The 9,573-nt window shown below is 53.6% G+C and carries 8 protein-coding genes; 1 reads left to right on the forward strand and 7 read right to left on the reverse strand.

Annotation, left to right across the window (positions count from 1 at the left end; all coding sequences use genetic code 11):
• Window positions 1-262: 262 nt before the first annotated feature.
• The 5 genes from ACQKE4_RS19515 to leuS all read right to left on the reverse strand — a co-directional run bounded on the left by ACQKE4_RS19515 (window position 263) and on the right by leuS (window position 5,903).
• Window positions 263-1,216, reverse strand: coding sequence for a PA2778 family cysteine peptidase (locus ACQKE4_RS19515; RefSeq protein ID WP_427389902.1), 954 nt, complete (start codon window positions 1,214-1,216; stop codon window positions 263-265).
• A gap of 10 nt (window positions 1,217-1,226) precedes the next feature.
• On the reverse strand, window positions 1,227-1,631 hold the full coding sequence (locus ACQKE4_RS19520; protein WP_427389903.1) for a PA2779 family protein: 405 nt from the start codon (window positions 1,629-1,631) through the stop codon (window positions 1,227-1,229).
• Between the two features lie 131 nt (window positions 1,632-1,762).
• Complete coding sequence (holA, locus tag ACQKE4_RS19525; protein WP_427389904.1) at window positions 1,763-2,830, reverse strand: DNA polymerase III subunit delta; 1,068 nt, start codon at window positions 2,828-2,830, stop codon at window positions 1,763-1,765.
• Complete coding sequence (locus ACQKE4_RS19530) at window positions 2,827-3,321, reverse strand: hypothetical protein (protein WP_427389905.1); 495 nt, start codon at window positions 3,319-3,321, stop codon at window positions 2,827-2,829. Before ACQKE4_RS19530 ends, holA begins: the two co-directional genes overlap by 4 nt.
• Entirely contained in the window at window positions 3,318-5,903 is a 2,586-nt protein-coding gene (gene leuS / locus ACQKE4_RS19535; RefSeq protein ID WP_427389906.1) for a leucine--tRNA ligase, read from the reverse strand. The genes ACQKE4_RS19530 and leuS overlap by 4 nt, the downstream gene beginning before the upstream one ends.
• 160 nt (window positions 5,904-6,063) lie before the next feature.
• Between leuS and ACQKE4_RS19540 the strand changes: the two genes are divergently transcribed.
• Complete coding sequence (locus ACQKE4_RS19540) at window positions 6,064-6,585, forward strand: zinc ribbon-containing protein (RefSeq protein WP_427389907.1); 522 nt, start codon at window positions 6,064-6,066, stop codon at window positions 6,583-6,585.
• A gap of 9 nt (window positions 6,586-6,594) precedes the next feature.
• On the opposite strand, the gene ACQKE4_RS19545 is transcribed toward ACQKE4_RS19540, so the two are convergent.
• Both ACQKE4_RS19545 and ACQKE4_RS19550 read right to left on the reverse strand, forming a co-directional pair.
• The gene (locus ACQKE4_RS19545) at window positions 6,595-7,908 is read right to left on the reverse strand and encodes a hypothetical protein (RefSeq protein WP_427389908.1); all 1,314 of its coding nucleotides are present in this window, start codon (window positions 7,906-7,908) and stop codon (window positions 6,595-6,597) included.
• Window positions 7,909-8,308: 400 nt separating this feature from the next.
• Window positions 8,309-9,274, reverse strand: a complete 966-nt coding sequence (locus ACQKE4_RS19550; protein ID WP_427389909.1) for an integron integrase — start codon at window positions 9,272-9,274, stop codon at window positions 8,309-8,311.
• Between the last annotated feature and the right edge of the window lie 299 nt (window positions 9,275-9,573).

The raw sequence follows: 9,573 nt of genomic DNA on the forward strand, positions 1-9,573 counted from the left end.
GGCTTGCGAAAGCCAACTTGCACGGGGCGAAGGATCAAAAAGTGCTCGCTGGCGGTGATAGGGAAAGTGTCGGCGCCGGCTTCACGGATTCAGGTCAAAGAGAGAGCCTTAATAGATTCCGTCCTTATATAACTTAAGCACTCAGGAGGGACGTTTGCCATCCCTCAACTTTACTATTCTAAGTATTATAGTCATGCTCGTTATTAGTAATAATTTTGTTTAGTATTTTTTATTTAACATTTTTTATGGATTTTTGAATACATCAACGATTTATTGATTCAAGCGCTAAGCGTGCTTGCTCTTGCCAGCTCCCCTCAATCGAAGCAGCATTTTCCAGCGCCTTACGCGCAGCATCAAACCGCTCTTGTTGAAGCGATAATAATCCTAAGTTTAACCATGCAGCGCCCATCATAGGGTCGATGTCCGTTGCCTGCGTAAACGCTTCGCGTGCTTTCTCTGGCTGTTGGTCCGCATACAGTGCGTTGCCTAGTGCAAATCTTCCCAGGGCATTGCCGGGGTAGCGTTCGTTAAACGCTTGCCAACTTGAAAGGGCGGCAACAGGCCCATGGCTTTCTTCGTAGGCGCTGATAGCCTCCAACGCGTTTCTGGCCGTAATACCTTGGGGCAGAGTGCCAGGATCTGCTACTACAAAACCCCACCGCTCAGTGCGTGCCCAGGTTGCATCAAAGCGACTAAATGAAAGGGTATGGCGCTCAATTTCTCCGCTACGCATAATCAGTGTTTCATTAGGTATGTCGTAACCGATAGCCACCGCGTAGTGCCACATGGGGTAGATGGGCAGGGATAAATTCTGCATCACTACCACGGGGTCTCCCGCTGCTAAATGGCCCAATAGCGTGTCCATGGTGCCGCGTATAGGAAAGGCTAGCTGTTCATAGCGCCGCACAGTGGCTAGCATTTCAGGCTGCACACTGCCGTCACGTTCGGGTAAAAAAACCTGAGGGATGAGTTGGTCAACATCCGCTTCTATGCCTTGATGATTAAGCACCATCGCAAGCGTTGCAGGCCCACATTGAAACTCCGTTTGGGCATAAAACGGTACGCTTTGCAGTTCTACCTGCGGAGGTAGATCACTGTAAGTACTTTGCAGTAATACCGGATTGCGGGCACAGGCCGTGAGTAACAGCAGTAGAATAAAAACGCCCGCTAAGCGGGCGTAAGAAAGTGTCTTACTTTTTAAAAATACCTTATTCATGTGCTGCCTATTAACGCGTAAACGGATAGACGTCAGTCAGGCCGAGAATATCGGTGATCAGTAGAATGATAAAGACAGCAAACAGTGCCCCGATAACGCCGCCGCCAGCACCGGCAGGCAACATTTCCAACTGCTCAGCCATTTGTTGTGCTTCTGCATCACTCAGTGCCGCAACGCGAGCATCTACTTCATCAAGATCAACACCCTGTTTTAGCAACTGATCTTGTACATCAGCACGGGCCAGAATTTCGTTGATACGTTCACGGTCAGCGCCAGCACGATCACCTGCTAAAACAGCCTGGGTAGTGACTAAGTCCATTGATTGGGGAGCAGTAGGCGCAGCTGCTAGGGGTAAGCTGGTAAACACCAGCACTGCAATTAGCAGAGTCGCGAGGTAGGCACGCAATGTCTTCATCGTCTTCTTCCTTAGACTAGTCGGGTGGGGGACAAGCTTTTTTTTTGGCTTGAATCAACAGTATAGAAACAATCTGTGTGTTTTTTAAGCCCCATGTACAAAGTACACATTTTTTGCACTAACGGCGCTGATTAGCCATGGGGGTTAACGCGGTACGTCCAGGCGGTTTCAGAGAGTAACCCGCGGCCACCGGCCATCGTCATGGCTAAATCGTGCAAGCCGGGCCATAGCGGTACTGGGGCGGCACCTTTTACCGCCAAATCGAGCCGTTGGGCCATCAGAAGCAATTTATGCAGCCGTTTCATTGGCAGCCGACCAATGGCTTTCTGGTAAGCGGGGCGGCGCTTATCAAAGATCATCGGCTTTTGGACTTTGCAGGCGTGTTCAAAACTTTGCCCTTGATCCAAATGCTGATGCAGCGAGAGCAGTGTGCGCAGCTCGCGGCTAAGCGCCCACAGCACAATCGGCGCCTCGACCCCTTCACTGCGCAGGCCATTGACGATGCGAGACGCGCGGCTGGGTTCACCTTTCAAACAGGCATCCGCCAGGTTAAAAACATCAAAGCGTGTGCTGTCTTCCACGCCCTGGGCGATGCTTTCAACGTTCAGACGTGTGCCCTGAGGGTGAATCAATGCCAGTTTTTGCAGTTCCTGATCCGCCGCGAGGAGATTACCTTCGGTGCGCTCACCCAGTAAGCGGGCGGCGTCTAGATCAATCTGTACGCCATGAACCGATGCGCGGTCACGTAGCCAATAGCCTAGACGCGAGGCATCCACCGGCCACACCGGTACGAACAGGCCGTGCTTATCCAGCGTTTTAAACCAGGCGGTTTTTTGCTGCTTGGCATCTAGCTTACCCATGCTGATCAGCAACACATCGTCGCTGTTTTCAATGGTTTCAGCGTGTTGTGCCAGTGCCTTGCTGCCTTCCTGCCCCAGCTTGTGATTACCTAGGCGTAGCTCAAGTAGCTTACTGGACGCGAACAGCGAGAGGTTGCTGGACATTTCGATTAGCCGACCCCAGGCAAAGTTGGGCTCAACGTCCAGTACTTCACGCTCTTCAACGCCTGCCTGACGAGCGGCAGCCCTCACCGCATCGCAGGCATCGCGGTGTTGTAAGGGCTCGTCGCCCGCCACAATCACCACGCGAGGAAGCTTTTTTGCCAACGCAGCGGGTAGCTGATCAGCAAATACTTTCACTGCATGCCCTCAACATTGGCAAGACGTTCGATGATGCGTTGAGACAGCTGACGCGCAAGCGCCTGCTCGGCTTCTAACATCAAAGTTTCGCGGTTGAGCAAGTCGTCATCGCTGACTCGAATCCGTGTGCTGGTCGAGAGCGTGGCATTGTTGATGTGGTAAGCATTCGATTCTCGTTCTTGAACCGACAGTGAGGTACTAAGGGTTAGCTCATGCTCGCGGCTGGCACGACCATCGCCGCCTAATCGGCGCTCAATGAACGACGGCGTACCCAGGGTGACACGCCACGGCGCACCAGCCTCAATTTGAGTGCCAAGCTGCTGAAGTCTAGAGGCCACCTGCCGCGCAACCGTGCTAGTGGTATTGCCTTCTAAAGAGAGCGTTGGCAGGGTGGGCAGCGATTCACTGCCCCGTAGCCTAAAGCCACATGCGCTCAGCAGCACCGCCATGGAGGCGGCGATGCTTGCGCTAAGGAAAGTGCGACGGTTCATCCGCTCACCACAATATTGACTAGTTTGCCGGGTACCACGATCACTTTACGCACGGTATTACCCTCAAGGAAGCGTTGAACATTTTCATGCTCCATGGCGAGTTTCTCGATAGACGCTTTATCAGTATTTGCGGCTACTTCAAGCCGCGCGCGCAGCTTACCGTTGACTTGCACTACTAGCTCAATGCTGTCCCGGGTGAGGGCCGACTCATCTACTACCGGCCAGCTCGCTTCAATAGCAGGGCCCGAGTGGCCAAGTGCTTCCCACAGGCTATGGCAGAGGTGCGGCGTAATTGGCGCCAGCAGTAGCACACCAGCTTCCAGGGCTTCACGTGTCACCGCCAAACCAAGCTCCGAGGTGTCTTCAAACTTGCTAATCGCGTTGGAGAGCTCCATTACCGCAGCAATAGCAGTATTGAACGTCGTCCGGCGGCCAATGTCGTCGCTGGCTTTCTTGATCGTCTCGTGGGTTTTACGGCGCAGCGCTTTCTGGTCGTCATTGAGGGCGCTGATATCCAGCGCACCGGGAGTGCCAGCTGCCAAGTGTTCATTCACCTGACGCCACAGCCGCTTCAGGAAGCGGTGGGCACCCTCAACGCCAGAGTCCGACCACTCCAACGACTGCTCCGGCGGTGCCGCAAACATCATAAACAGACGCACGGTATCGGCACCGAACTTGTCGATCATCGATTGCGGATCAACGCCGTTGTTCTTTGACTTGGACATCTTCTCGATGCCGCCCATCTCTACCGGTTTGCCGTCGCTCATCAAAATAGCGCTCAGCGGGCGGCCTTTCTCGTCGCGCTTCACCTCCACATCCGCAGGGTTAAACCACTGCTTGCCGCCGTTATCGGTAGGGCGATAGAAGGTTTCTGCGATCACCATGCCTTGGGTCAGCAACTGCTGGAAGGGCTCATCGGAATCGACCAAACCGAAATCACGCATCAACTTGTGGAAGAAGCGGGCATACAACAGGTGCAGAATGGCGTGCTCGATACCGCCGATATAGAGATCCACCGGCAGCCAGTAGTTGGCTCGCTCATCCAGCATCGCCTCGGTGTTATCGGCACAGCAGAAGCGCGCGTAGTACCAGGAAGACTCCATAAAGGTGTCGAAGGTATCGGTTTCGCGGGTCCAACCATCGCCCAGGTCAGAGAACGCAGGCATCTTTTTCAGCGGCGAACCGGACGCATCGACGGTGACTTCCATGGGCAGCGACACTGGCAGCTCGTCGTCGGTCAGCGGTACCGTTTGGCCTTCCGGGCCATATTTGACCGGAATCGGCGCGCCCCAATAGCGCTGGCGGGCAACGCCCCAGTCGCGCAAGCGGTAGTTGGTTTTGACTTCGCCACGGCCAAGTTCCGCAAGCTTGGCGGCAATGGCATCAAAGGCTTGCTCAAAACCAAGGCCATCGAACTCACCGGAATTCACCACCGTGCCGTATTCGGCGTATGCCGCTTCAGAAATATCGGCAGGCTGGCCGCTCTCATCGGCAATCACCGCTTTAATAGCAATGCCGTATTTGGTGGCAAACTCCCAGTCGCGCTGGTCGTGGCCGGGAACCGCCATCACCGCGCCAGTACCAAACTCCATCAGCACGAAGTTAGCCACATAGACAGGCACTTCATCGCCGGTCAGCGGGTGAACCGCCAGATGGCCGGTGGCCATGCCTTTTTTCTCTTTGGTGGCCATTTCGGCTTCAGTGGTACCGCCTTTGGCACACTCTTCGCAGAAAGCCGCCAGCTCGCTGTTCTGCTCCGCCGCTTGCTTGGCTAGCGGGTGGCCTGCGGCAACGGCCACGTAGGTCACACCTAACAGCGTATCAGGGCGGGTGGTGTAAACCGCCAATGGATCATAGGTGCTACCGTCTTCAGCCTTAATATCAAAGGTCAGCTCAACGCCACGGGATTTCCCAATCCAGTTACGCTGCATGGTTTTGACCTGCTCAGGCCACTCGACTTTATCAAGATCGGCCAGCAGCTCGTCGGCGTAGTCGGTAATCTTCAAGAACCACAGCGGGATCTCTTTGCGCTCAACCAACGCGCCGGAACGCCAGCCACGGCCATCAATCACCTGTTCGTTAGCAAGTACGGTTTGATCAACCGGGTCCCAGTTCACCGTGGACATCTTCTTATAGACCAAGCCTTTTTCGACCAGCTTGGTGAAGAACCACTGCTCCCAGCGGTAGTAGCTGGTATCGCAGGTGGCGAATTCACGGCTCCAGTCGTAGGCAAAGCCCAGCGCCTTCAACTGATTGCGCATGTAATCGATGTTCTGGTAGGTCCACTCGGCGGGCGGCACCTGATTCTGAATGGCGGCGTTTTCAGCGGGCATGCCAAATGCATCCCAGCCCATGGGCTGCATGACATTTTTACCCTGCATGCGCTGGAAACGAGAGACAACGTCGCCGATAGTATAGTTACGCACATGGCCCATGTGTAGCTTGCCGCTAGGGTAGGGGAACATGGATAGGCAGTAAAACTTCTCGCGATTTGCGTCCTCTACGGCTTTGAAGCACTGATGTTTGTCCCAGTACTGCTGGGCGTCGCGTTCGATATCACGAGGGTTGTATTGTGCGTCCATCGGTTTATTAATGCCTTGGCGTATTCGCCCAAAAGGGGCGCAAAGTGAATGTTAGATGACTACTGTCAGATAAGTGAGGTCGATTGTATCCTATGCAGGTGTATCCTTGAACGGTAAGCCGAGGATAGGAACTGCATGCGTCGACAAAAGGAGAGGTACCATGAGTGAACAACAGAATGACAATCGCCTACGCGAAGGCTACGAACGACTGTTAGAGCGGTTGCAGGGCGGCGCTAACGAGCTAACCTGGGAAAACTTACAGAAGGATTTGGACGACGCGGTTGAGTTTGAATCTGAGCTGGAAGAGTACACCAAAGACGAGCTAGCGCTGCTGCGTGCCTGGGTAGAGCGCGATCTTAAAGATATGCGCTACTACATGGCGGACACCGGCAAGCAAGTCGCCAGCTGGTTGGGTATTGATCTTGAAGGTCTTTCCCGTCGCGTGGCGGAGTCGTTGCTCTCCATTGCTGACCGCAGCGTGGTAGACCGCGAGCGCTTTGAAGAGGACTTAGAAGCCGCCCGCGCCGACTACTGCGAAGGTGAAATGGCAGCACCCGGTTTAATGGCCTGTACCCATTGCGACGCCCAAGTAATGCTGCCTAACGTGGCGCGGCTGGAGCCTTGCCACCAGTGCGGTCATCGCTACTTCTACCGCTTCCCCAATAAAATCGTCGAGACCTAAGCGAGCCGGTTAACCCACTATATAACTGACGCCTGCGATCGCGACCAGCGAAAGCAGGCTCATCACCGCCGCGTAGAGCAGGTTGTTTTTCATCATGCGATAACCGCTTACCCCATAACGCCCCTGTAGCGAAAGGTTGATCCCTGAAAGCGGCCCCACGCTGGTACCCACCGCCCACGAACTTAATGCCACAAAGGCAAACAAAGTCTGTTCGCCGCTCTGCAGGTTCAGTATCGACGCCAGTACGGAAACGCCAATAATTGGGTGAAGGCCCACCAGCGCGCTTAAGGTAATCGCCGCAAAGCTGATCATCGCCTGAGGCGTGCCGAAACGCGTGAACAGGGTCCAATCGCTACCCGCCGCAGCGCTTACCAGCGTCGAAAGGCCAATCGTTAAAAGCCCCGCCGCTAAAAACAGTGAAATCTCCCCACGCATAGCGGGTAGCCGTGTGGTGGTGTGCTGGCGAATACGCCGTAGGGTAAAACGTGGTCCATCGCGTAGATTGCTCAGCACCGCCACGCCAGGCAGCAGAAAGGTAATAATGCTGACGATAGTAAGGGAAGGGGTGAGCCAAAAGTGAAACAGCATCACCAGTGCCGCCATGCCCACCGGCATCAGTAGGCTGCGCGGCGACAACGAAAAACCATCTACTTCGGTAAGATCAAATCGGCGTCTTAGTTCAAGTGTGGTTAACAGCCCCGACAGCATTGCCATGGGAAAACCCACCACGGCAATTTGCGCGTACTGCACATCGGGTACCAACGCGATCACCACCGCCATGGAAGCAAAAAACGGTGACCACAACGCAGCACTTGAAAGCCCCCGGTTAAGCGCCAGTAGTTGCGGAGTCGTCAGCGGCCCACGCCGGGCCAGCTTATCGCCCACCATAAACACAGTAGAGAGATTTAAAATCGTGCCCAGAAAGTGTACCCCCAGCCAGGTACGCAAAATGCCGCCCGCGCCAGTCACCCGTTGGCCTGTTGCACCCTTAGTGCCTTGCTTGCCAATCAGCGAGATAAAACTAACGCCCACCAGCATCGCCGCCACAAAGGCATTACCCTGCAACATCGCAGGCCAATCCACTTCAGCGCCATACACAAACCGCGCCACCAGTAGCATCAGCGTACCCAGCGCCATCAGCACGCCCGCCTGAATGCGTGAACGCCTGGGAATATCCCGCCACAACAACAAAACAGCCGCCCACAGCAAATAGCTCACCGCATGGGCAGTGCACAACCAGCCAGTAAAGCCAATAATTTGTGCGATCAAGCCAAGCAGAATCAGCACGCCCGCCAAGCGCTGCCGAGAAGTCGTCTCTTGCATGCCAAACCCTTAATAGTGAATTAGCAGGCTAATCGGATTTGCAAAGGAAGGCCAGCAGTAAGCTAAGAGTTAGGGGTAGGTGTTTTTCGTAGCGCCTAGTAACGAGCGAGGCAGCAGTGCCGTTGGTTGGCACTAATACATGCATAGCCACATTTCGTAGCGCGTGGTAACGAATCTGCGAGGAACGAGCAAATGAGGCACCCGCGGAAGCATCGCGAAGCGATGCCCGAACAAAAACCAAGTAAGTTATTCAACTTAAATACAACGCCCTTTCTCGCCTCAACACGTGACCTGAGGTGGGTTTGTGAATAAAGTATGATTAATTAGCCAAACACGGTCACAAGCGGAGCGTTTTAACGCAGCCCAGATGCACCGGGGCGGTAGCGTGCTTTGCTTTTGACTAGCCTAAAGGGCTGCGCACACCTGCAAATTCCTTACCTATTACATGCGTATAAATTTGCGTTGTCTCGATACTTTTGTGGCCTAGCAATTCTTGTACTGTGCGAATATCCGTGCCTTGGCTTAGTAATTGGGTGGCGAAACTGTGCCGTAAGGTATGGCAAGAGCCTGGACGTGGCAATGATGCAGATTTCATCGCCTGCTTCACGGCCTTTTGCACAGCCGATGAATGAATATGGTGAAGAACGATGTTCCCGGCATCATCACAGCATGGGCGGCTGGCAGGAAACAGCCATTGCCAACCTAGGGAAATACCTGCGTTTGGGTACTTACGGTCCAGAGCATGAGGTAAAGTTACTGGTACGCGACCACGTGCTAGCCGATAGGCAAGTTGCCGTTCAGCCGACTCAATTTGCGCCTCTAACGCGGGAAGACAGACAGCGGGTAGTAAAGTGGTTCGGTCTTTATCACCTTTCCCTGCCCTGACGGTGATGATATGGCGTTCGGTATCAATATCTCTTACGCGCAAACGACACGTTTCGATGAGTCTCAGTCCCGAGCCATACATAAGGGTTGCCATCAAATTCATAGGCCCAGACAATTGATTTAATACGCGCATAACCTCTTCGTGAGAAAGCACGACAGGTAATCGACGCGGGCGTTTAGCTCGTGAAAAGGTACCAATATCACCCAATGGCATATCAAGGATATGGCGATACAGAAATACTAAAGCATTAAGCGCTTGGTTTTGTGTAGCTGCAGCCACATATCGCTCTACGGCAAGGTGCTCCAGAAAAGCTTGGACTTCAGAAGAGCCCATACTGGCTGGGTGTCGCACCCCATGATAGCGAATGAAGTAACGTATCCAGTAACAGTATGTTTTTTCAGTACGTGGGCTGTAGCGCTTTACTCGCATAACAGCTTTCACACGATCCATTAGTTTCGGAGGCCTGCTTTGCATATCCATTTGGTGTCTGTCTCCTGGTAGTGGATATACATACAGTATTGTTGAGCTTGGCAAAACGCGCAAGCATGCGAATTCTGCAAATGCAGCCTAATTAATATTAATTTATTTTAAAATCATGTGGTTATGCACGAAAAGGTAGGCTACATTTGCTAAGTAAACATGCTGGCGCGTTCATCCAATCATAGGACGCGCCGTCTAATACCTGTTAACTGGGAAGGAGCCCATGAATCAGAATCTTGCGGATGAGCTGGTCACGATGATGACTGAAGACCAGCGGTTGTTGCAGCAACTCTTCGATT

It is taken from the genome of Halomonas sp. NPDC076908, assembly GCF_050269715.1.
Classification (GTDB): Bacteria; Pseudomonadota; Gammaproteobacteria; order Pseudomonadales; family Halomonadaceae; genus Vreelandella.

What these genes read in the sequence shown, in the direction of transcription:
- ACQKE4_RS19530 (WP_427389905.1), bottom strand. Translation starts at nt 3,321, where the DNA reads ATGAACCGTCGCACTTTCCTTAGCGCAAGCATCGCCGCCTCCATGGCG.
- ACQKE4_RS19550 (WP_427389909.1), bottom strand. Translation starts at nt 9,274, where the DNA reads ATGGATATGCAAAGCAGGCCTCCGAAACTAATGGATCGTGTGAAAGCT.
- ACQKE4_RS19545 (WP_427389908.1), bottom strand. Translation starts at nt 7,908, where the DNA reads ATGCAAGAGACGACTTCTCGGCAGCGCTTGGCGGGCGTGCTGATTCTG.
- ACQKE4_RS19540 (WP_427389907.1), top strand. Translation starts at nt 6,064, where the DNA reads ATGAGTGAACAACAGAATGACAATCGCCTACGCGAAGGCTACGAACGA.
- leuS (WP_427389906.1), bottom strand. Translation starts at nt 5,903, where the DNA reads ATGGACGCACAATACAACCCTCGTGATATCGAACGCGACGCCCAGCAG.
- ACQKE4_RS19515 (WP_427389902.1), bottom strand. Translation starts at nt 1,216, where the DNA reads ATGAATAAGGTATTTTTAAAAAGTAAGACACTTTCTTACGCCCGCTTA.
- ACQKE4_RS19520 (WP_427389903.1), bottom strand. Translation starts at nt 1,631, where the DNA reads ATGAAGACATTGCGTGCCTACCTCGCGACTCTGCTAATTGCAGTGCTG.